Source organism: Ktedonobacter sp. SOSP1-85, from assembly GCF_016587415.1.
Classification (GTDB): Bacteria; Chloroflexota; Ktedonobacteria; order Ktedonobacterales; family Ktedonobacteraceae; genus Ktedonobacter.
The window spans coordinates 2,502,648-2,523,632 of sequence record NZ_BNJI01000001.1 but is presented as its reverse complement, the minus strand read 5'-3'; the positions used below and the strand labels follow the sequence as shown (position 1 = coordinate 2,523,632).

At 54.9% G+C, this 20,985-nt stretch carries 16 protein-coding genes and 2 pseudogenes; 5 read left to right on the top strand and 13 right to left on the bottom strand.

The genetic code is table 11. The features are described from left to right. Window positions 1-132: 132 nt before the first annotated feature. Entirely contained in the window at window positions 133-4,386 is a 4,254-nt protein-coding gene (locus tag KTE_RS10545) for an adenylate/guanylate cyclase domain-containing protein (protein ID WP_201380818.1), read from the bottom strand. A gap of 318 nt (window positions 4,387-4,704) precedes the next feature. On the opposite strand from KTE_RS10545, the gene KTE_RS10540 reads away from it, so the two are divergent. After that, window positions 4,705-5,268, top strand: a complete 564-nt coding sequence (locus KTE_RS10540) for a DUF402 domain-containing protein (protein WP_201380816.1) — start codon at window positions 4,705-4,707, stop codon at window positions 5,266-5,268. A 118-nt stretch (window positions 5,269-5,386) separates the two neighbouring features. Continuing rightward, complete coding sequence (mce, locus tag KTE_RS10535; RefSeq protein WP_201380814.1) at window positions 5,387-5,812, top strand: methylmalonyl-CoA epimerase; 426 nt, start codon at window positions 5,387-5,389, stop codon at window positions 5,810-5,812. A 74-nt stretch (window positions 5,813-5,886) separates the two neighbouring features. Here mce and KTE_RS10530 read toward each other — a convergent pair whose 3' ends face one another. From KTE_RS10530 to KTE_RS10515, 4 genes are all read right to left on the bottom strand, one after another. Further along, window positions 5,887-7,479: an acyl-CoA carboxylase subunit beta gene (locus KTE_RS10530; RefSeq protein WP_236600356.1), complete on the bottom strand. Its 1,593-nt coding sequence runs from the start codon at window positions 7,477-7,479 to the stop codon at window positions 5,887-5,889. Window positions 7,480-7,703: 224 nt separating this feature from the next. After that, window positions 7,704-8,546, bottom strand: coding sequence for a sulfurtransferase (locus KTE_RS10525; protein WP_201380812.1), 843 nt, complete (start codon window positions 8,544-8,546; stop codon window positions 7,704-7,706). Window positions 8,547-8,839: 293 nt separating this feature from the next. Further along, window positions 8,840-9,787 (bottom strand): L,D-transpeptidase family protein, encoded by a 948-nt coding sequence (locus tag KTE_RS10520; RefSeq protein WP_201380810.1) that lies wholly within the window; start codon window positions 9,785-9,787, stop codon window positions 8,840-8,842. Between the two features lie 267 nt (window positions 9,788-10,054). Continuing rightward, a complete protein-coding gene (locus KTE_RS10515; RefSeq protein WP_201380808.1) occupies window positions 10,055-12,112 on the bottom strand; it encodes a GMC family oxidoreductase N-terminal domain-containing protein in 2,058 nt (685 codons plus the stop codon). Window positions 12,113-12,313: 201 nt separating this feature from the next. Between KTE_RS10515 and KTE_RS10510 the strand changes: the two genes are divergently transcribed. Then, entirely contained in the window at window positions 12,314-12,562 is a 249-nt protein-coding gene (locus KTE_RS10510) for a hypothetical protein (RefSeq protein ID WP_201380806.1), read from the top strand. Window positions 12,563-12,722: 160 nt separating this feature from the next. On the opposite strand, the pseudogene KTE_RS49545 reads toward KTE_RS10510, so the two are convergent. Then, a pseudogene (locus KTE_RS49545) lies at window positions 12,723-12,848 on the bottom strand (dipeptide epimerase); the annotation flags it as partial. A 134-nt stretch (window positions 12,849-12,982) separates the two neighbouring features. After that, entirely contained in the window at window positions 12,983-13,663 is a 681-nt protein-coding gene (sigZ, locus tag KTE_RS10500; protein ID WP_201380804.1) for an RNA polymerase sigma factor SigZ, read from the bottom strand. A 543-nt stretch (window positions 13,664-14,206) separates the two neighbouring features. On the opposite strand from sigZ, the gene KTE_RS10495 reads away from it, so the two are divergent. Both KTE_RS10495 and KTE_RS10490 read left to right on the top strand, forming a co-directional pair. Continuing rightward, entirely contained in the window at window positions 14,207-14,557 is a 351-nt protein-coding gene (locus KTE_RS10495; RefSeq protein ID WP_201380802.1) for a hypothetical protein, read from the top strand. A gap of 26 nt (window positions 14,558-14,583) precedes the next feature. Beyond that, window positions 14,584-15,831, top strand: coding sequence for a M28 family metallopeptidase (locus KTE_RS10490; RefSeq protein ID WP_201380800.1), 1,248 nt, complete (start codon window positions 14,584-14,586; stop codon window positions 15,829-15,831). Window positions 15,832-15,893: 62 nt separating this feature from the next. On the opposite strand, the gene KTE_RS10485 is transcribed toward KTE_RS10490, so the two are convergent. The 6 genes and pseudogenes from KTE_RS10485 to KTE_RS10460 all read right to left on the bottom strand — a co-directional run bounded on the left by KTE_RS10485 (window position 15,894) and on the right by KTE_RS10460 (window position 20,785). After that, complete coding sequence (locus KTE_RS10485; protein ID WP_236600354.1) at window positions 15,894-16,622, bottom strand: MFS transporter; 729 nt, start codon at window positions 16,620-16,622, stop codon at window positions 15,894-15,896. Between the two features lie 17 nt (window positions 16,623-16,639). Beyond that, a pseudogene (locus KTE_RS47465) lies at window positions 16,640-17,140 on the bottom strand (MFS transporter); the annotation flags it as partial. A 58-nt stretch (window positions 17,141-17,198) separates the two neighbouring features. Next, window positions 17,199-18,575 carry an FAD-dependent oxidoreductase gene (locus tag KTE_RS10475; protein WP_201380796.1) on the bottom strand — a complete coding sequence of 459 codons (1,377 nt, stop codon included), beginning with the start codon at window positions 18,573-18,575 and terminating at the stop codon, window positions 17,199-17,201. Window positions 18,576-18,624: 49 nt separating this feature from the next. Further along, on the bottom strand, window positions 18,625-19,152 hold the full coding sequence (locus KTE_RS10470; protein ID WP_201380794.1) for an arsinothricin resistance N-acetyltransferase ArsN1 family A: 528 nt from the start codon (window positions 19,150-19,152) through the stop codon (window positions 18,625-18,627). Further along, complete coding sequence (locus tag KTE_RS10465) at window positions 19,137-19,625, bottom strand: MarR family winged helix-turn-helix transcriptional regulator (RefSeq protein WP_201380791.1); 489 nt, start codon at window positions 19,623-19,625, stop codon at window positions 19,137-19,139. The genes KTE_RS10470 and KTE_RS10465 overlap by 16 nt, the downstream gene beginning before the upstream one ends. A 497-nt stretch (window positions 19,626-20,122) precedes the next feature. Continuing rightward, complete coding sequence (locus KTE_RS10460; protein WP_201380789.1) at window positions 20,123-20,785, bottom strand: hypothetical protein; 663 nt, start codon at window positions 20,783-20,785, stop codon at window positions 20,123-20,125. Window positions 20,786-20,985: the final 200 nt, after the last annotated feature.

Sequence of the window (20,985 nt, the reverse complement as noted above, 5' to 3'; positions counted from 1 at the left end):
CTTACCCGAATATATTTAATTGGTAGATTCACCAAATATGTAGGGTCCATGCTTGCATGGACTGCGAGCGAAGCGACTTTCCGCGTGCAGGAGGGGAGGGTCCATGCTTGCATGGACCCTACAGGTTACTATTTAGACGCGTGTCGAAGAGGTCTGCATCAGTACCAGGCGCAGGCGCTCAATTTGTGGCTGGGCCTTGAGAGCCTCGAAAAAGCCCAGGGCGCGTTCGAGATGATAGCGGGCGCGACTCAGATAGCTATTACGTTTCTGAGCTTTGTCGTTGTTTTCTTCGGCCCGGCGCGCGTATTGAATGCCGAGATAGTAGAGTGTGAGTCCCTGCTCCCAGGGCAGGTCAAGCGCCTCGCAGCGTGTCAATGCCTGCTTGAAGTAATCCTCAGCCAGTTTCCAGTTCTTCCGCTCCGTATGCAGGCGCCCCCAGCCCCTTAGCGCAATTGCCTCACTTTTCCGTGCTCCCGACTCCTGGGCATGCAGGAGCGCGCGCTCACAAAGCTCCTCCTGTTTCTCTGCATCTTCCCCAGTGCTTACGAGTAGTTCCGCTAGTGTGGCGAGTGTTTCGGGTGTTGGTATGGGTTCACTGATACGCAGCTTCTCTTTATAGTCCGCGGTGGCTAGCGTCCAGTCCTCGCGTGCCAGGTGAATGGCATGCAACCGCGTCGCCTGGAGATTGCGTCCGTGTTCCTCTCCACGCTCCATCTGTTGCTCCACCAGGCGTTGGCATTGGCGATAATAGCGGTCGCCCTCTTCTTGCTTCCCCTGGCGATAGGCAATCGTTGCCAGCGTTTCCAGTGCCCAGAACTGCAATTTCTCGTTCTCTAGCTGATACTGGTCGATCAGAGCCAGAATCTCAATGGCGACCTGCCTGGCTTCATCCCAGCGATTCCACTGGCGCCAGGCGCGCATGCGTCCAACCATGCTTTCGAGCAGTAGAATGGGATTCTCCATGGTTTGCGCGTTGCTATAGGCCCGCCCAAACCACATCAAAGCAGCGGAATAGTCACCTGTTTCCTCATGTGCCAGTCCAAGCGATCCATAAAGATCGTAGAGTTCTTCGCGCTCGGTGAGCTGGCTTTCAAGCTGGTAACGACGATGTTGCAGTTCATGTGCTTCACGATATTTATTGTATTGCCGGTAGATAAAACTCAGCGCGTCCAGCGTTAGCGAGAGCGCGATGGGTAGGTTGAGCTTTTCGGCCAGATTTAAGGCTTCGTGCCCACTGGCAAGGGCCTGCTCCGCCAGGGCTACCTTTTGCGAAACGGGTGTTGCCTCCAACTGGCGAATATTCCAGAAGGCCTGGTAGGTCAGGAAGTATACGCGTTCTTTCGCGAGCTGTTGATTGGTGTCGAGCAGGGCCAGTCCTTGATCGATATAGCTGCGAATTTCTTGTAGCGCGGGCGGGTTGCGGAACATGCCGCGCATGCGTGTACCTAGCTCGCCCAGCCGCTCATAGATATCCACCAGCTCAATGGCTTCAATGGCAATCGGCTCCTGAGCCTCGGTTACCAGGCGTAGGGATTTACGGTACTCCTGCCAGGCCTCATCGGCGTTGCCGCGTTGCCAGTGTGCGTCTCCCAGTTTAAAGTGCATTCGTACAAGCTCAAATGGCTCCGTCTCCCCTTCTTGCTGAAGCTCCAGGGCGTCATTGTAGGCCTGCAAGGCGCGTAGCGTGTAGTAGCTATGCAAGGCCTGGTCGCCCGCCAGTGTCAGGTATCTGATCGCGCGTTTGCGCAGCTCAGGGCGATCTATAATATGTGCCTGAGACCTGGCTCCACTGCCGAACTCCAGCGGGTTATAGGCCATATTAATAGACCAGTTTACCAGGGCCTGTTGATAGTGATAAGCCAGCAACTCGATGTAGGTATCGCGATCTTCTCGTGTCTTCTCCTCAAGCCATTGGGCCAGTACGGCGTGCTCACGCGAGCGGCGCGTGCGCGGAATATTGTTATACACCACGTCGCGAATGAGAACGTGCTTAAAGGCAAAGGTGCGGTCATCAGGAATAATGTTGCGTGTATGCTTCTCGATTTCAGTGATAAAGTCGCGTTGGATGAGGGCGTCAAGCGCGCTGGTGAGCACTTCTTGTTGAATATCGGGTGCCAGTTCACGCAGTTGCGAGAGCCAGAAGGTGCGCCCGATAATGGACGCATGCTGGAGCACACGTTTCTCAATAAACTTGAGCAGGTCGATGCGGGCCGCGAGCACGCCCTGAATGGTGTCGGGCAGATGCGACATTGGCAGAAGATAGGGCATATTGAGCAATTCATCGGAATGCTCTAAGGGTGAGGCAAACTCACCAAAATCCATCTCGTTATAGCGCCCCAGCCGCCAGTAGTCCTGCCCTGTATTGGGATCGCTTTCATATATCAGCGTGCCCTGATCGATCAGCATGCGAATGATTTCTTCTACAAAGAAGGGGTTTCCCTCGGTGCGGGCCAGGATCGACTGGCGCAGGAACTCAGGGAACTCTTCCGTATTGAGGTGGGCATCAATGAGCTCACTACTTTCCTCGGGCGAGAGGGCATCCAGCTCAATTGTCGTAAAGTTACGGCGGCCTCCACCCCATTCACGCCGCCGCTCAAAGAAATCGGGACGAGCTGGGCAGAGGAAGAGAATCGGCACATCAGTGACGCGGTCGGTCAGGTATTCCAGCAGGTCGAGAAGCGCCTCATTCGCCCATTGTAGATCATCGACGACGATTATAAGTGGTTGCTCCTCCGCCAGGGCTTCCAGAAAGATGCGCCAGGCCCGTAGGAGAGGACCTGCCTGGTTGCTGATCTGCTTGGGACTGAGCTCTTTCCCTTTCTCTTTCTCGGGGCTACCCTGTCGCTCATCCAGGCCACGACCAACGCTACGGATTATGGTGTTAACGATTTCGTCCGCCGACTCGGTGCGATGTGAACGTTGCAGGGCCTGTTTGATGCGCTCAGAGAGGCGGGCCAGGTATTGTTCATTGCTCTCGCTCTCCTCAATAGGTAGGAGTGAGCGCAGGATCTCGATGAGCGGCCAGTATGTGATGCCTTCGCCATAGGGAGGGCAGCGTCCCTTGAGCACGCGGGGAACCACCAGTTTACCATAGGACGAAGCGCTCTTGACCTTTTCCTGCTCGCGCTTAATAAATTCTCTGACGAGTCGTGATTTACCGATGCCGGGTGAACCCAGGATTGTGATGAGATGTGGCTGACGCTCGGCGAGGACGCGCGCATAATTGGCATGAATCAAGGTTAGCTCAAGGGAGCGCCCTACCAGCCTGACCTGGCGGCCCTTGATGCCGCGTGGATGTTGATCTGTGGTTGAAATGCCCTTGCGCTCATTTAGTACGACGCTGGCTGTGATTGGCTCAGCTTTTCCTTTGAGCTGTAAGGGCGCCATAGGGCTAAACTCGAAGACCTCGCGCGTCGTAAGGTAGGTGCGCTCGCCAACGAGAATTGTATCGGGCGCGGCCGCCTGTTGTAGACGCGCGGCTACATTGACTGCGTCACCTGTAATGAGAAAATCCTGTCTCTGGTGCGTATTACTATTGGGAATGGCGACCTCGCCAGTGTTAATGCCGATACGCATTTGCAGGCGCGTGGCCTGTGGATCGAGCCTGCCGCGTTGCTCATTGAATTGATTAAGTGCCGTTTGCATGTCTAAAGAGGCGCGAATAGCCCGGTCGGGATCATCTTCATGCGCGATAGGCGCGCCGAAAACCGCCATGACTGCGTCACCAATATATTTCTCAACGATGCCGCCATGTTTGCGGATTTGCTGCGTCATCAAGTTAAAATAGCCTGTCAGAATGGCACGCATATCTTCGGGGTCCAGGCGATCTGCCAGGGGCGTTGAGCCAGTGATATCGGCGAACATGATGGTGACAACACGCCGCTCCTCAGGTGGCAAAAGGAGAGAGGAAGCCGTGGACGTGGGCGCTGGTAGAGGCGCTGTATTGCTCGGACTTCGTGTCTCTGCCTGTACGACTGACATTGGCGCGGTAGGACCGCCTACGCTGGCCTTTGTTTGTGCCGCCTGTAACCTGGTGCCGCATTCAATACAGAACTTGGCGATGGGCAGGTTTACCGTCTGGCAGTTGGGGCAAACGAGCAGGCGATTCCCGCACTCAAGACAGAACTTCGCATTTGCTGGATTGATTGTCTGGCAGTTGGGGCAACGCATAAATTTCTTAACAGTCCGCATCTTCTGATCCGAAAACCCTGAGCGCGCTTGTCCCCGAATGGGGGGAGCGCTAGTCACGGCAGTGACGTTGGGTTTCGGAATAAGATTATTCTGATCCGAAAACCCTGAGCGCGCTTGTCCCCGAATGGGGGAAGCGCTAGTCACGGCAGTGACGTTGGGTTTCGGAATAAGATTATTCTGCTGATCTTGCAACAAGCTGGCGCCCTTCTGGCAAGCAAGGCGCACGTAGTAATATGGGTAGTAAGCAGGGTGTAGAAACACGCGCCAGCACCCATCAGCTTGTATTGTACAACACCAGGCCCCCAGAAGAAAGGCCAGGGATGAGGTGCGGAGGCACTGGAGGGGTTAAAGCTCTATTTACGGAATAAAAGGTGGGCGCAAAGCGTTTATTCAAACTGCAATGTAACAGACAGAAGTAAGCAAAGTGCCAGGCATAATGGGAAAAAGTATCTTTTATGCTTGACGTTTCAAGATAAGTTCCGTACTATGGGGTCGACGGAAGGGAGTATATGTATGCGGCAAGACTTTTTAGTAGAGTGTCGTAACTATGATAAGACGCTACGTGGCTCGTGGAAGGCACACCAGTTGAGCGCTGAGACGCAAGTGGGGGACGAAGAGGCAGAGGCGGCGCAGGGTTCCTTGCGACTCTGGCTGCCGGCTGGTACACCGATGAATTGGGAGCGAGGGACACGCCCTCTGCGCTCACATTGTCTGCAATTCTTCTGGCCCGAGCGCTGGTACATGTTAAGCGCATTTTATGACGGCGAGAGCCTGATTCATACATACGCCACCATTATTCAGCCTGCTATCCTGGGATATGAGCGCCTTTCCTATGTTGACCTGGATCTGAGCATGCTGGTCAAGCCCGATCTCTCGTACGAAGTCCTGACCCAGGCCGAGTTCGAGCAGGCCGCGGATGCGCTTGGCTATGACGAGGAGACGCGTATCAGCGCCCTTATGGCCCTGCGTACGTTGAGTAGTACCATTCAGCGTAGCCTGGGCGTTTTCTCCGCCGTGCCTCATCGCCTAAAGTCGGATCTTCTTCAATCCCAGCATTCAAAGCATAGCTACAGCTAACGCCATAAGTAAGTAATTCTGATAGGTGGTGTGGTACATGTTGACAGCCTGTGGCTGTCAACATGTACCACACCACCTATCAGGCGAGCGCCGCAGGCGCGAGGAGTCATTGTAAAGAATGTCAGCCGAGAATACCCCTAAGCGGATCGATCATGTGGCTATCATTGTCCGTAACATTGAACAGGCATTAACCTTCTATCGTGATACACTTGGTATTGAGCCGCGCGAGATCAAAGAGGTTCCAAGCGAGCAGGTGCGTATCGCCTTTCTGCCCATGGGTGGTCCCGGCGGTAGCGAAATTGAACTAATTGAGCCTGCCGCGACCAATGCCAGCCTACTCAAGTTTCTAGAGAAGCGTGGAGAGGGCCTACATCATATCTGCCTGGAGGTTGAGCATATCGATAAAGCCTTGCAGGAGATGCAGGCCCAGGAGGCACCCGTACTCGATCAGCAGCCACGCCTCGCCGCCGAGGGCCGCGCGATATTTATCCATCCCAAAGGCACCAATGGTGTCCTCCTCGAACTCCTAGAAAAAAATAAGTAGAAGATGAGAGTGTGTTCGTTGATACGGGCAAAGCCCGTATCAACGAACACACTCTCATCTTCTACTTAAAACATTTATAAGGGGATATTGCCGTGTTTCTTTGGTGGGTTGGAGTCGCGCTTATTTTTTAGCATCTCCAGAGCGTTGATCAGCTTCACACGCGTATGGCGTGGTTCGATAATCTCATCGACATAACCGCGACTGGCGGCGATGTAGGGATTATTAAACTTCTCCGTGTACTCAGCGATCAATTCTTTGCGTCGCTGCTCCGGATCGTCGGCACGCTCGATCTCGTCCTTGAAGAGGATATTGACCGCTCCCTCTGCCCCCATCACCGCGATCTCAGCGGTCGGCCAGGCGTAGTTGATATCGCCCCGGACGTGTTTGCTGCTCATCACATCATACGCGCCGCCGTAGGCCTTGCGCGTAATAACGGTGATCTTAGGCACAGTGGCCTCACAATAGGCGTAGAGCAGTTTGGCGCCATGGCGAATGATGCCTCCATGCTCCTGTCCGACGCCGGGGAGGAAGCCTGGCACGTCAACTAAGGTAAGAATGGGAATATTGAAGCAATCGCAGAAGCGAACAAAGCGGGCGGCCTTGTCTGAGGCATTGATATCCAGGACGCCTGCCAGTGCGCGCGGCTGTTGCGCAACGATGCCTACGGAGCGCCCATTCAGGCGAGCGAAGCCGATAAGAATATTCTGGGCGAAATGTTCCTGGACCTCAAAGAAATTGCCTTCGTCAACAATATGTTTGATGACTGCCTTCATATCATAGGGTTTATTTGAGTTATCAGGAATAATGCTGTCCAGGGCTTCCTCGACGCGGGTGGGACTATCGCTGGTGGCGATGCGCGGAGGATCCTCCATATTATTGGATGGCAGATAGCTGAGGAGCTGACGGAGCTGACGAATGCACTCTGGCTCACTGGGGCAGGCAAAGTGCGCGACGCCGCTGGTGCTATTGTGGATCTGTGCGCCACCCAACTGCTCGAAGGTCACATCCTCGTGTGTGACCGATTTGACGACGTTAGGGCCAGTGACGAACATATAGCTCGTCTCCTCGACCATAAAGATAAAGTCGGTGATCGCGGGTGAGTAGACGGCACCTCCGGCGCAGGGTCCCATGATGGCCGAGAGCTGGGGTACCACGCCCGAGGCCATGGTATTGCGCAGGAAAATGTCTGCATAGGCGCCCAGGCTCACCACGCCCTCTTGAATGCGTGCACCGCCCGAGTCATTGAGTCCGATGACGGGTGCGCCATTCTTCATCGCCATGTCCATGATCTTGCAGATCTTCTCCGCATGTGCCTCGGAGAGCGAACCGCCAAATACGGTGAAATCCTGGGAAAAGACGTAGACGAGACGTCCATCGACATGCCCGTAACCGGTGACAACGCCGTCGCCGGGAATTTTTTGCTCATCCAGACCAAAATCTGAGGCACGATGGGTCACAAACATATCCAGTTCGTTAAACGTACCGGGATCGAGCAGGAGGTCGATGCGCTCGCGGGCCGTTAACTTGCCCTTCTTATGCTGTACCTCGATGCGTTTAGAGCCACCGCCCAGCTTAGACGCCGCTTTGGCCTCGGCTAGATCGGCCAGTTTCTCCTGCGTTCCCTTGGTATGTGTTGTTCCCTGTGAGCTACGTTCGCTAGTGGTCATAAAACTCAATCTCCATTGATCTATGGCAAGAACAGTGCGTACGTATGGCAGTATATCACAGCCCTTTTTAACAGGGCTAGACTTCTCTCGCCTACGGCGCTCGCTGGTGATTGTGGATATGTGCAGCCAGGCAGCCGCAGGCTGCCTGGCTGCACATATCCACAATCACCAGCAATAAAAAGAGCGCCCCCGCAGGGGCGCTCTCAATCGGACGCAAGAGGAACTCACCGCTCGATGGGGGAGCGGACCAGGCTACCCCATTCAGTCCAGGAGCCATCGTAGTTACGGACGTTTGTATAGCCCAGCAATTGTGTGAGAATGAACCAGCTATAGGCTCCACGCTCACCAATGCGGCAATAGGTAACTACTTTGTTTTCGGGTGTAATGCCCTTGTCTGCGTAGAGCTTGCGCAGTTCATCGGCACTCTTGAATGTACCGTCTTCGCGCGCACCAGTGGCCCAGGGAATATTCTTCGCGCCAGGGATATGCCCACCACGCTGGGCGCCTTCCTGGGGATAGTTCGGCATAGCGATCAGCTCACCGCTGTACTCACCTGGGGAGCGTACATCTACGAGGCGCAGGTCAGAATCCTTCAGTTCGACCAGGACCTGGTCGCGGAAGGCCCGAATCTGATCGTTCTCTTCCTGGGCCTGGTAATGGGTGCGCTCGTATGTGGGAACCTCTTTGCTGTAGGCCTTACTGGCATGTTCCCAGGCAGCGCGACCACCATTAAGAATGCGTAGATCCTCATGCCCATAGAGCTTGAAGAGCCAGAAGGCATAGGCGGCGTACCAGTTGTTCTTATCGCCGTAGAGAACCACGGTGGTGTCGTTGGAGACGCCCCAGCGGCTCAACAACTGCTCAAAGCCCTCTTTATCCACAAAGTCGCGGCTCAAGGGATTCTGGACATCGACATTCCAGTCAAGCTTGACCGCGCCCGGAATATGACCAATTTCGTAGAGCAGAACATCTTCATCCGCCTCGATCAGGCGAACACGGGGATCCTGCAAATGATCCTCAACCCAATTAACGTCAACGAGTACCTCTGGATGTGCATACTCTGACATCGCGCTGGCTCCTTTGAAAAGTTGATTAAATAGATCAACAAAGTATTTTTCTCTTGAGCTAAGTATAAGTTCTGGCATAGGTAAATGTCAACCTTTAAAACGAGGTATTTTCGCGAAGGCGCATCAGAAATTGGGGAATAGCCGTCGAGAGGCCGCAAAGTGTTTAATATCGCTTCGGTTGATGCAGTGAAGCCGGTTGGTAGCCTGCAGGCTACCAACCGGCTTCACTGCATCAACCGAAGCGAGCGCCACAGGCGCGGGAGGTTAACCCAGTAATTTGCTCATAGCATTAATTAGTAGGACATAACCACCGTCATACCAACGGGTGCCCAGCTATAGTACCACTGTCCATCGCTGATGCGTGTATTGATACATCCATGTGAGCCAGTTGACTGGGTGCCATCAGGCAATGTATGGGGATTCTGCGTTCCAGGACCAAAGTCATTGTACTCTCGCCAGCCCGCGGTATGGATATAGATGCCGCCAGTGGTGAGCTTGAGCGCGTAATCAACATGCTCAGGCGAATAGTAGTAAGGCGAACCAACTGGCCAGGGAGAGTAGAACGTCAAATTAGCTCCCTTGCTGAGGACAGTGAAGGTACCGGCTGGCGTGTATAGCTCTGGGCGTCCACTTGCGATCGGGAAGGAGCGTACGACCGCGCCATTCTCATAGGCGTAGAGATACTGAGTTGAGAGATTGACAAAGATGACTTTTCCAGTCGCGACGGGTGCGGCAGGAGCTGGCGGTGGTGGCGGCGGCGGCCCAATGACCGGTAAACCAGCAGTCTTTGTAGGAACAGGTGTCGCCTTCGTATTGCTTAGGCGACCACCATAGATGTATTTGGGGTCACTGTTGCGATCAGAGACACGATACCACATCGAGACGCCATTGACCGTTTCTCCCTGTACATTGCCATAGACAGTAACGGCGGTTGCAGGAGCATAACTGGTCAGGATGGTGCCATCTGTATTGGGGGCATTGCGCACGATGGCGGTCCCCGTTGCATACATAGTGTAAGGATTTGTCCAACTAACCTGAACGGTCGTCGCGGGCGTCGATGGCTTGGTCAGGGTAACTGGTTTGCTTAATGTGACTGGAATCTCTTTCGCCTTTTGTGCCAGAGATGTGGTGGTTGGAGATGGCGCTACAGTTGCTGAGGAGGCATTGCCTGCACCACAGCCAGCCAATACAAGAGAGAAGAGAGCCATACACAAAAGAGGAAGAAAGTATTTTCTTCGCATAGTTATTTCCTCTAATTCCTATAAAAATATAGACGCATATAAATGTACGCAAATTATAGGAAAAATACAAACATGCAAATAACGCAAATTTATATGCATCAATATAGACGTGGTAAAACCTGAAGTATTACGTCTACATTACTTCTGGGGCAGACGACAATCGAAGGGCCGTTGAGGCAAGTGGAGGGACTGATAATGATGAAGAAAAGTTGCATAAAAAAGAGGATTGCTCCTATGCAGCCCTCTCTTTTTTATGCAACTTTTCTTTTAGACCACGGTTTTGAGATACTGGCAGTTGTTGTGGACGAGGGACATGATGCTCAGCATGGGGTTGACTCCCGAGGGGGCGGGGAAGAGGCTGCCATCGGCAACGAAGAGTCCCTTGATGCCATAGACCTCGCCGTGTTCGTTGGTGACCGAGGCCTTAGGATCGCTGCCCATGCGGCAGGTGCCCATCTGGTGCGCGGTAAAGGTCATATTGCGGTTGGGTCCCATGCCATGGCGCTCAATGGCGCGATCAAACGCACGCAAGTCCTGTACGCTGACACTGCCATCGCTTCCACGCTTCACGCCTGTGCGTTGATTATGTAGCGTCACGATCTCCCTGGCGCCTGCGGCGAAGTGGATGCGCGCGGACCGGCGTAGCCCGTGCATGAGATGTTTGCGATCATAGACCGAGACGACATAGTTAATGATCGGCTCTCCATGGCGATCAAGGGTGACGCTGCCCTCGCCCTTGTCTCGCGAAAGCACGATCATGGTTGCGATATGCGCTGCCTGGGCCATCTGCTCGCGATACTCGCGCGCGGAGAACCACGGTGTTGCCAGTCCCAGCAGGCCGGGATGAGTGGGTGGCACCTCCAGCTTATACCCATAGTTGGCATCGAGATGGCTAAACTGATCCGAGTATGCCGACTGCATGACGCCCTGCCAGGGATAGACCTTGTCGGGATAGAGACCCGCGAGCGTGGTCGTGGGGTGCAGGTGGAGGTGCTGCCCAATATGCTTATTGGTCAGGCCTGAGCGCAAGAGAATCGCGGGCGTATTGAGGGTTCCTGCCGCTACTACAACCGTTTTCGTGTGTAGAGTAAGCTCATAGGTGCGCCCGCTCTCTTTATTATGTACTGTCGCCAGGACGCCCCTTACCTGTCCATTCTCCATCAGCACCTTATCGGCCTGGCAGTTGACGATGATGCGCGCGCCATGGTCGAAGGCATCCTGCAAGTAGGTCTTCATGGTCGACTGCTTGGCCCCATAGCGGCAGCCATAGCCGCAGGTACCACAGCGCTGGTCACAGCCGACGGCGTTGCGAGGGATGGCCTCCGCGTGATAGTCCAGGGCCTTGCAGCCATCATAGAGCAAGCGGTTCTGGCGGTTATGCGCGCTATTCTCTGTGTTAACCTGGATGCGCTGCTCAACGGCGGCGAAGCTCTCCTGGTACTGCGCATTCGTAAAGCGGCCGCGTAAGCCAGAGATGGCCTCCCATTCTTCGAGCACATCCATGGGTGTGCGAAACGAGGTCGTCCAGTTGACGACGGTCCCGCCGCCAAGCGTGCTGCCCGCCAGGACGACCATGCCCAGGTCCTTCGAGGTTAGCAGGCCGCGATTCAAGTAGAGTTCGGGTGTGGCCTGGGCCTCTTGCAGGGTAAAATTCGCCTCGTTGTTATAGCCACCCTTCTCCAGCACGATCACGCTCTTGCCCGCCATGGCCAGTTCAGCGGCGGCGACCCCACCACCCGCTCCTGAGCCGATCACAATGGCGTCGGCGTCCAGCGTTGTGTCTTCTGTAATGGCCAAGGGGCGGATGGGCTGTGGCGCGTCGGTTGGTGGTGGTGGCGACGCCGGAGTATAGTCGAGCGCCTCCCAGTTGGGATTACGGCCCTCTTCAGTTGGCACAGAGAAGTAGATAAAACCCGCCAGGCGCTTCATGGCCTGATACCCCTGCCGCAACTGTCCCAGGGGGCTATTGGCCATCGCCAGGAGGTAGCGTGTGCGCTTTGCGGCAGAGAGCTCTAGAAACGCTTTAGCGCTACCAGCCAGGAGCAGCCCACTTACGGGACTCGCCATCAAGGCCAGCAACTGGCGAAACTCCGTCTGGGCCTCGAGAGTCTCCTGCGCCAGCGTCTCGGCGATCAGGCGGGCGAGATCGAGATTACGAGCGCTCCGGCGATAGTAGGCTTGCTCCACCTCTGAACTGCCAGCTGGAGGTTCAAGCGAGGGAAATAAGGTCTCACAAACAGCTTCTAAAATAGCGAACTCTTCGGGCGAGAGCCAGCCCGCGACGCGGCTCTCGCCATGGGTCGTAGAGGAGATAGTCGTGGTCATGAAGTGCCTCCTTCATTGGAGTAGAAAGATGACCGTCGATGTTGACAATGAGCCAAGTATACCATACTGCGGCTGTGTCTTTCCTGTATGTAGCAGGTCTGGTTTGGTGAGACAACGCATCTGCATGACTCGAGTCCGAGCTACTTCGCGAACGGCCGGACGGCCTGGTTGGCAGTTCCTTCTGGCGCGGGGATCGACACTGTGGGTAATGTAGTTTCGCTTAGCCAGAGCGGCTCGACAACTGTCAAGATATATGGTCGCCCTACGGGTAGCGATACCTATCAGATAGGCGACGCACCTAATGGTGCGCTCTTCGTCTCTGGCCTTACCGCTACTGACGATAGCAACAACCTCTGGTACGAGATTAACTACAATCATTGCCAGGCCTGGGTGTCTGCCACAGTGGTAACCGTGGTTAAGGCTCCAGGTGGAAGGTATCACCCTAACTAGTTGAGCATACAATGCAGGTACAGTAGAGATACATATTCTAGCGAAACTGCTAGCTAGAGGTATTCTCAGTCTCTACGATGCTTTGTTTGAATAGGGGATTGTAGTGCGGCATTGCTGCACTACAATCCAGCCTACTTTGCAACACGAATATCTATCTGCTAAAAGGATCTTCAGCCAGGAGCATGGGGGTATCCAGGTCGATGAAGTGGAAGCCACCCAGGCCAGCCACAAAATGCGCCGAGGCGCTGATTGCCAGGCGTGACTCGATCATCGCCCCAACCAGAATTCATGGATATCGCTCAGTATGTCCTCTAAGTCATGAGGTTCTATAAACATACCCTCATCAAGAAGAGAAAACTAACCTGATTCGATTTCCGCGTCTATAGTCAGGCTCGCAATCTGCTCACGAGACGCTCTCTTTCAAGCCTTGAGACTAATACCTCTTGTATTGATGACTGGCAAGATGGCATTCGCCTGAGACGATGCGCGTGTTGTTTGAGATGTGCATGCACACTGCCCGACTGAGCACCCTCTTTTCTCATGCTCTTGTGTCTGACAGCAGGCACAATGGGAGTGGTAATCAATGACACGCCCAAGGCGATCAAATTCGATGTGACAGCAATCGAGCACCATCTGCTTCAGCTTTTCGCGTGCTCGCTGCACTCGTGATTTGGCTCCTGAAAACGACAGGTCTAGACGCGTTGCCAGTTCTTTCTGTGAGAGACCTTGCACATCGGTCAGGAGAAGGGCCTCTTGATACGTAGGGGGCAAGCAGGTAATCATCGCAGCGACCGACGCAGCCAACTGTGCCTGGAGATCTTCCTCTGGAATTTCATCGAGGGGCAGCATCTCCTCAGCATCCTCCAGGGGAATATCCTGCCGCCCTTTGCGATAGTGATCAATAATGAGGTTGCGCGCAATCTGATACATCCAGCGTTCTAGTTTCTCCTGTTCGCGCAACGAGTCGATTTGTGTGTGCATTTTGAGGAATACCTCTTGGAGCAGGTCTTCGGCCTGCTCCTGGGTTGCCACGCGTCGGCGAATAAAGCGGTAGAGGGGGTCATGGAGTGTCTGCCAGGCAGACTCAACCGTGTGAAACATCAATTCGTACCTTCTCTTCTGATGGAGATCGTCTGCCTGTATTATGCACAGCACGTCAAGGGCTGAGAAGGGCAATAGATCTGCTCCTCAGCATTCCTCGATCCATCTGTGCCAAGGCGCAACAAAACCGCGTACTTGAGCATGCTGGAAACAAGTTTCATCCATGCGCTTTGTCTCTTGTCTGATGTCCTAGCCAAATGTGCCGCCTGGAAGCGATATAGATGGAGACGGGCCTGTTCATACTCTTGCTGACGCCAGTGCGCTAGTGCTTCTTCTCGAAACATTCTCAATGCCCTTTCTGTTCTTCGAACCATTTCTACTCAGGTAGACGGAGCATAATGAAAAAGGACGCATCTGGACAAGAAGCCATCCTGGTCTGGCTCCGATCACACCCTCTTTGCTTGCCGACTTCATGATCTGTCCACAGAAATTGCATGTGAGAGAGTTGCGTCTTTTGGCGAGGAACTACGTCTACTCAGATGAACATGCCAGAAGGGCATACACAGTTGAATAGATGACACGAACAACAAGGAGTACATATTCATGACTCAGGCCTCCAATTCGTCAAAGCCAGCAGCCAGAGGCGGTTTTCAGCATGGTCTCCCCACCGTTTCCACCTTACCGGTCCAGCAAAGTGGGTGCTGTGGCACGACCAGCCAGTCCGCAAGCACAGGATGTTGCGGAGAGCCCACATCCAGCCAATCTGTCGTTGTCTCAGATGCCCAGGTAACGAGTGGGTGCTGTGGCACGACCAGCCAGTCCACAGCAAGCACAGGGTGTTGTGGAGAACCCACATCCAGCTCTGCCCTCGCCACCGATACGCAGGTAGCAGGCGGGTGTTGTGGAGAACCCGTGCAAGGAGCTTCGCCTGCTGGACAACAGCGATGCTGCTAATAACAGCACCGGGAAGGAGAGACTGCATGATGACTGAGCAATTCGCTCCGCCTGACCTGCTCGCGGCCCTCACCCTTCTCGATTCAGTTCGCATGCTGGAGCACACACACCAGTTGTGTGCCCCAGTGTTTGCTGGTCGACGCGTGGGCACGCAAGGACATACAGAGGCAACGGATTTTCTGATAGAGCATTGGAAGAGCCTGGGGTGGGAGACGACGACACAGGCCTTTCCGCTTTCGGCCCCTGTCTTAGAACAGGCTGCCCCACTGCTGTTGGAACAGGTGACGGCTAAGGGTGAGATCCTCCGAACTTTTGTCCAGCGTACCGAGTACTGTGAGCATCCACGCTCCGCCTTTCAACCAGACATCGTCGAGGGGAGCGTTGTGAGGTTTTCGGAAGAAGGAGCGCTTGATCGCTATCAGGGCGCATGGGTCGCGCTCGATGCCGTTCCTCAGGGGACCGCATTCACGACGCTCGCCGACGAACTCGCACATCAAGGAGCGATAGGTTTGCTGACCCCTCTCTACGCAACCGCTGATGGCTACCTGGTGAAGCGTATCATTGCCGGTACTCCCGTGGCCCTTCCAGTGCTCTCAGTTCGAGCAGACCTGCACGTAGACCTGACGGGCACAAGGATACACGCGCGCGTTCCCGTCTATGCTCACCAGGCCCAAGGGGGCAACGTTCTGGCACACCGTCCTGGAACCGATGAGCATCTGGCAAGTTCTCCCCTGATCCTGGGGGCACATTATGATGGCGTTGGTGATGATGTGGAAGGACCACGCCTTCCAGGAGCGACAGATAACGCGGCTGGTGTCGCGGTCCTCCTTGAACTGGCGCGGGTCATCACGCAGGCTCGCCTCCAGTTCAGGCGCCCACTCCTCTTTGTTGCCTTCGATGCGGAAGAAGTCGGAGTACAAGGGTCCTCTGTCCTGGCTACTCAGCTCAAAGCTCAGGGGAGCACACCGCTCATGCTCAACCTGGATGGGGCTGCCTGCCTCAATGATGCGGTCTGGATTGAGCCAGGCTCGCAGACCGAGCCTTTGCTCCAGCCGCTTGATCAAGCAGGACGTTGGCTCGATATCCCGCTCATCGTCGGCAATATTGCCTCGGATCAGCGACCATTTGTGCAGGCGGGCTTCCCTGCGGTGGGAGTGAGTGTTGGGGCGGCACAGTTGCATACCCCTGGTGATGCGATTGAGCGCGTGCAACCAGAGGCGCTCCGCATCGCAGCGACCCTTCTTCTCACCGCCCTCTGGCAACTGGCGGCGTAAACGCTGAAAAGCATGACCGTGTTGGCAGGCAGGCCTCTCACACGGTCACGCTTTTCCTTTTCTTACAAAGCGTGTGGTGTCCATTGTCTGGCTGGAGGCGTGAGTGTGATGCCAATGCCCGCTAGGAGAAATCCCCCAGCACATAACCAGAATGCGAGGTCGTAGCGACCAAGCAGGTCATAGAGCCAGCCTGCGAGCAGGGGACCTGCCGCATTGCACAGGGCAATGGGCAAGCCTTGCAGGGCTGTTATGGTTCCATACGCTTTCTTGCCAAAATAGTCCGCAACAACGGAGGCTTTCAGCGGGGAGATCGCCCCAAAGGCCGCTCCATAGAGCAGCACATACACCAGTAACCAGGGAACCGATGGGGCCAGGATGAGGACCACGACACCCAGGGCCTGCACAACATGACAAAGACCAAGCAAACGCCGTGGAGAGACGCGTTCGCTCAAGAGATTGAGCCCGACCCGCCCTGGTAAACTTGCCAGCCCTAATCCTCCCGCAAGGGTCGCGGCGAGCACCGGATCATATCCGCGATGGATCAGGTGCGCAATCTGGTGTGTAAAGAGGACAGTATTGCCAAGCATGGCAATGGCAAACGAGACCGTCAACATCCAAAAAGGACGTTGGCGCAAGGCCTCTCGGGCAGTAACCCCGTCTTCTCGCAGGAAGGCGTGTTCTTGCTGCTTCTGTGCTCGTTGTGTGTCCTCTCTCCTTGGCGCTCGCCGCAGCAACAAGCCATGGAGTGGCATGGCAATGACAAGATGAAGTCCCCCAAAGAGAAGAAGCATATGGCGCCAACCCATGCTAGGGAGCAGGACCCCGCCAGGGGAAAGAAGATAGGTGATGCCAGCCCTCCCAGAAAGGTCAGGACCGCAAAGGCTTTGCCTCGCCCCTGTTCAAACCAGGTTGTGATGACGGTAAAGGTGACCGGGTAAAGGAAAAGCGCCATCGCAATGCCCATGCCTGCTGCCCACAGGAGCGCAAATTGCCAGGCAGCATGGGCAGAGGCAAGCCCAAAGAAGGTCAGTCCACCCAGCAGCGATCCCAGTGTCATGAGCAGGCGAGCACCATAACGATCCACCAGGTACCCAACAGGCACACCCAACAACCCGGCGAGGAGCAGGCTGACCGCATAGACACTGGAGATGCTGGCCCGATTCCAATGAAAGGTGTCACTCACGGGAACGACAAGCGTGCCAAAGAGATATTGGGTCGTCCCATAGGAAAGAATCGTTGTCAGGCCCAGGACTCCAACCAATATCCAGCCATAGGAAGAGCGCCTGGAAGCGAGAGGCTCCTTCCCCATTATGGGAGCGTCTGCGAGATGTTGCTGGGAAGAGAGAAGTCTCTCCCCAGCATCGTTGTTAGCCACAGCATTTCCCTGGCGTTACTACCTGGAGACCCTTCCCAGCGAATTGCCTGACCCCGAGATTCAGGGGAATCTCTTCAGGCTCTGCCGAACAGCAGGACCTACCATTATCTACCGAACAGACGCCCGTCTCTGGCAGTTCCAGTTCAACCCGACGCGCGCTCTCCCAGTCGCCAGTGAGGGCAGCCACAATGGAGCGGACCTGTTCGTAGCCCGTGAGCATCAAGAAGGTTGGAGCACGACCATAGCTCTTCATCCCCACGATATAGAAGTTGGATTCTGGGTGAGAGAGTTCATCCACGCCATGAGGAGGGACAGTCCCGCAACTATGCACATTTGGGTCGATCAACGGCGCCAGGGCAACCGGGCTTTCCACCGCAGGATCGAGTGCGAGGCGTAATTCACTCGTGAGCGCCCGGTCGGGACGGAAGCCGGTCGTCGCAATAATCTCATCAACCGCTGGCAATGTCTCTTCATAGCCAACCAGGGAGATACCTTCCTCTGTCTGCACGAGTTTGCGAATCTGAACGTTTGTCACCAATCGTACGTGTCCACGTTCGACCAAGGCGCGAATGCGTGTCCCGAGTTGACCGCGTTCGGCAAGCGCGTCATTCTCACCGCCACCATACATCTGGCCAGTATCACTGTGACGAATCGCCCAGAAGATCTGCGTGGTCGGCACCTCGCGGGCCAACACTTCCAGGTCGAGCAGGGCATTGAAGGCAGAGTGCCCACTGCCAACGACTAGCACGCGACGACCCGCATACCGCGCTCGATCCTTGCCCAGCACATCAGGAATGCCGTAGAAGATGGACCGTTGTAACGCCCATTCACCCACCGCTGGGATGCCCGATGCTCCCAGGACATTCGAGGTTAAATAGGTCCCTGAAGCATCGATTACTGCTTTGGCCAGCACATCGTCCTCCTCACCGCTGGCACGTTCAACGCGAAGCACAAAGGGGGCCTCCTCGCGACCTGGGGTTTTCATTTTGTCATATCCCAGGCGCGTCACCGCCAGGACCCGGCTCTTGAGATGCAGATGGGGTGTGAGTGCTGGCACCTGGGAGAGAGGTTCGAGGTACTGCTCTACCAGTTCGCGCCCCGTGGGATAGCCCTCAGCGTCAGGAGCTTGCCATTCCGTTTCCTCTAACAGGGAGACGGCCTCTTTATCGAGCATATAGCGCCAGGGTGAGAAGAGGCGAACATGTCCCCAGCGCAGAACTGAGGTCCCTACCGTGTCGCCTGCTTCAAATAGAAGCGGGGTTTCCCCCTTGCGCAGAAGATGGGCAGCGGCTGCCAGTCCAACCGGGCCAGCACCAATAATGGCAACTGGAAGCGAAGAGCTGTTTGCAGCAGTCCATGCATAATTCATTGTGTTATCTCCTTCTTAAAAGCATCGCTCTTGTTCTATTTTTGCTCTGCTATAGAGAATGACGAGAAGACGCGCCAAAGGACGCAGGAGCAAGATTGCTGGCGATGAGATATTCGACAATCACCACATCACGCCAGATGCCATCGAGTTGCCCATGTTTTTCGTAGATGCCCACTTCGCGAAATCCCAGTGAGCGTAGCAGGCCACGGCTGGCCTTGTTCTCCACGAACACGCGTGAAACAATTTTCCAGAACCCGGCAGTCGCGCTCTCCTGCATGAGGTGGGTCATGGCCAGGCGTCCTGCCCCCTTGCCTCGCCAATCGCGGCGAACATAGACTGAAAATTCCGCGATACCAGCGTAGCAGGGGCGCGAGCGATAGGAGGAGGTGGAGGCATAGGCGATAATGTCTTGCTCCTGCTCCACCACCATAATGGGATGGATGCCGTCAAACCAGGATGCCACCATGGCCTCGGTACGTAACTGCGTCTCAAACGTCCCCACCCGGTCCTCGATCCCCTGATTGTAAATGGTTGCAATCGCCGAGGCATCGGCAACCGTGGCTACTCGCACTCGCATGCTGCCTCTCCCTGATCCGTGTTTTCGCAGGTACCCGCTTCCGTCGTTAGGGTCTGTAAAGCTTGCTGGAGGAGCTCCAAAGAGGAACGGACCATCTCATGTTGTGCTGCGGGAATATGTTCAAAGGTTTGTGTTGCCAGGTCATTGAGGGTCCTATTCAGCTCGGCCAGACGTGCCTCGCCTGCGGCAGAGAGGGACAGTTGCACTGTTCGCCGATCCCGTGTACTGGGGATTTTCTCTACCAGTCCTTCCTGCACCAACTGCTCGATGGCGCGGCTGGTCCATCCCTTATCCAGGCCAATCCGGCGACTCAGTTCTGCCAACGTCACTTGCCCACTCCGCCCCAGTTCGGTGAGCACCGTACACTGGGTAGAGGTCGTTCCTCCACAATAGGCCACACAATTGCGTTGTAACTGCACATGTAAGCGGGCCACCTCGCGCAACAAGGCCCCTGCCGAGACATGCGATCTCATTGTCTTCCTCCGATCTTTTTCGTTGCTTGACACAACGAGCGATATGGAGAATGTATCATCTCTCTTATATTGTTGTCAATGGCAACGTTGAATGTAGCAACAAACAAAGGGAGACGCACTGTCGTGTGACCATGTTAGCAGTGCAAGCACTGATGTGTTGAGGAATCTTATATATGCCAAAAGGCAGATGCCCTTCAGGATATCTGCCTTTGTCTTTTCTCTTGAACCTCTTCGTATGAACAATTCCTGGTTAGGATACAGATACCCTCCTGGTGACGGTTCCGCTCAAATGGGAATTTTCGCTCTTTTTCAGCAAATTTTCTAGGAATGCTTAAGCTTTCGCTCCTTCTCAGGTCTTCCTGGAGGAAAGATAGGGAAAGCTGCAAGACGAAGGCCACGGCAGATGAGACAAGGATGCGAGCAAAACAAAACGTCTCCTCGCCAGCAATAAAACTGGCGAGGAGACACATACGAACTACAGAAGAAAAGGGCAGGGACTAATGATGCGGTGTTGGTGTCGCTGTTGGTTTGCCCGTGGTCCCGCTACTCCCATGATCGGTCCCGTTAGTGCTTCCGTTGCCACTATTGCTGCTCCCAGGGGTCCCTTGCTGGGTCGGCGTATTCGCTTTCACACAAGCAGAAATGGGATCGTTCGCGCACGTTTTTAGCGCCGCTGCGATGTATGTACTGAGTGTCTCGTCGCTAAGTTTCGCGTTCGCGGCGTTTTTATCCTGCCCAGCCAGGGATTGAGCGTAGGTGAGCAGATCCTCAATTTCGCCATATCCGAGCGCATGTTTGAGCCCTTTGTAGGTCCCAGTATGCAGCGAACAGATCAGTTGAATGGTGGCGCTCTTGCTCTCCGTGCTCAGTGAAAACTTCTTGGCCAGATTCTGGGCTTCAGAGAGCCCTGGGCAGTCATTTTTCTGATCACCTGACTGATTGTTTGTCGTACTCGTCTCGCTCTTGCCGTTCTGATCTTTGCCATGTTGTGTCGCTGGCGTCGAGGTTTGGGTTGGAGCAGTGATAGATTTTGTGATATTCTGTCCCATTGGGGTTGCTGCGAAAGCGACTGTCCCGCCACCAACAACCACAGCGCCCAGCAGGGCGGTGACAACAAGTTTGCCTTTGAGGGCTGCTACAATGGTGCTACCAATACTCATATGTCATACTTTCCTTTTGTCTCAAAAATATGTTCAATCAGTTGCAGGTGGGGAAGACAAGCGACATGGTAGGAGAGATGTTCCCCTCCACCTTCTCCTACCATGCGCTCATCGAGAACACGTGCTGAGCAAGATAAGGCCTTTTCTGGTGCCTCCTTACCTGCACTTGCGTTGTTCAGTTAGAGAGTGGTCTTTTTTTT

Coding starts and splice junctions, on each gene's coding strand:
- KTE_RS10540 (WP_201380816.1), top strand. CDS start 4,705: ATGCGGCAAGACTTTTTAGTAGAGTGTCGTAACTATGATAAGACGCTA.
- mce (WP_201380814.1), top strand. CDS start 5,387: ATGTCAGCCGAGAATACCCCTAAGCGGATCGATCATGTGGCTATCATT.
- KTE_RS10530 (WP_236600356.1), bottom strand. CDS start 7,479: ATGACCACTAGCGAACGTAGCTCACAGGGAACAACACATACCAAGGGA.
- KTE_RS10525 (WP_201380812.1), bottom strand. CDS start 8,546: ATGTCAGAGTATGCACATCCAGAGGTACTCGTTGACGTTAATTGGGTT.
- KTE_RS10520 (WP_201380810.1), bottom strand. CDS start 9,787: ATGCGAAGAAAATACTTTCTTCCTCTTTTGTGTATGGCTCTCTTCTCT.
- KTE_RS10515 (WP_201380808.1), bottom strand. CDS start 12,112: ATGACCACGACTATCTCCTCTACGACCCATGGCGAGAGCCGCGTCGCG.
- sigZ (WP_201380804.1), bottom strand. CDS start 13,663: ATGTTTCACACGGTTGAGTCTGCCTGGCAGACACTCCATGACCCCCTC.
- KTE_RS10495 (WP_201380802.1), top strand. CDS start 14,207: ATGACTCAGGCCTCCAATTCGTCAAAGCCAGCAGCCAGAGGCGGTTTT.
- KTE_RS10490 (WP_201380800.1), top strand. CDS start 14,584: ATGATGACTGAGCAATTCGCTCCGCCTGACCTGCTCGCGGCCCTCACC.
- KTE_RS10485 (WP_236600354.1), bottom strand. CDS start 16,622: ATGCTTCTTCTCTTTGGGGGACTTCATCTTGTCATTGCCATGCCACTC.
- KTE_RS10475 (WP_201380796.1), bottom strand. CDS start 18,575: ATGAATTATGCATGGACTGCTGCAAACAGCTCTTCGCTTCCAGTTGCC.
- KTE_RS10470 (WP_201380794.1), bottom strand. CDS start 19,152: ATGCGAGTGCGAGTAGCCACGGTTGCCGATGCCTCGGCGATTGCAACC.
- KTE_RS10465 (WP_201380791.1), bottom strand. CDS start 19,625: ATGAGATCGCATGTCTCGGCAGGGGCCTTGTTGCGCGAGGTGGCCCGC.
- KTE_RS10460 (WP_201380789.1), bottom strand. CDS start 20,785: ATGAGTATTGGTAGCACCATTGTAGCAGCCCTCAAAGGCAAACTTGTT.